The organism is Methylobacterium sp. AC315 (genome assembly GCF_979253755.1).
Genome location: NZ_CEEDEA010000065.1, coordinates 1 through 885, shown reverse-complemented (window position 1 = coordinate 885; position 885 = coordinate 1). Strand labels below are relative to the sequence as shown.

The following is an 885-nucleotide window of genomic DNA, read 5'->3' as shown; positions in this document are numbered from 1 at the left end:
GTCCTGCGCCTGATCCGTCGTCGCGGGACCGTACCGTCTCCGCCGCCGCGGGTCATCGGCATCGACGATTGGGCGTGGCGGCGCGGCCGGTCCTACGGCACCATCGTGTGCGACTTGGAGCGGCGGCGCGTCATCGATCTGTTGCCCGGCCGCTCGTCGGCACCGGTGCGGGACTGGCTCACCGCCCATCCGAGCGTGACCGTCGTCAGCCGTGACCGTTCGGGACCCTACGCCGAGGCCGCGCGCACGGGAGCACCGACGGCGACGCAGGTCGCGGATCGCTGGCACCTGCTCGTTAACGCTTCCGAGGCCCTGCGCGGCGTCGTCGAGCGGCACCAGTCCGAGATCCGAGGCGTGGCGCACCGCGCCGTGCACGACCCCGCCGGCTCCCCTGATCTGGCGAAGACGAAGACAGCGCCAACGAACGTGAGCAGCTGGCGACGCGACCGCTGCGAGGCGGCCCTGTGCCTCCACGGCGAAGGTCTGCCGACCAAAGAGATCGCTCGCCGTCTCGGCGCATCCCGCAACGCCGTGCGCCGCTGGGTGCGGGCGGGCCGGTTCATGTCCTACCGCCGCGCACCGGGTTCGAGCCTGCTCGATCGCTATCTCCCCTTCGTCGAGGCACGCTGGCGGGAGGGCCAGCACAGCGCCACCGTCCTCCACCGCGAGTTGCACGCGCAGGGCTTCATTGGCAGCTACGACATCGTCCGGCGCTGGGCCTCACGACGGAGGCAGGATGCGCCTGCGCGATCACCGTCCGCCCGGGTCCCCTCGACGCGCCGCATCACCCGTTGGCTCACCGCCGACCCGACCTCGCTGTCTCGGGAGGATCGCGCCTTCACCGAAGCGCTCTGCAGCGCCGCGCCGAAGCTGAAGCAGGCCGCC

At 72.1% G+C, this 885-nt stretch carries 1 protein-coding gene; it reads left to right on the top strand.

Going from position 1 to position 885, the window contains the following annotated elements; translation table 11 throughout:
• A partial coding sequence (locus tag AC0IY0_RS28710; protein WP_471766471.1) for an ISL3 family transposase occupies nt 1–885 on the top strand: 885 nt, incomplete at both ends.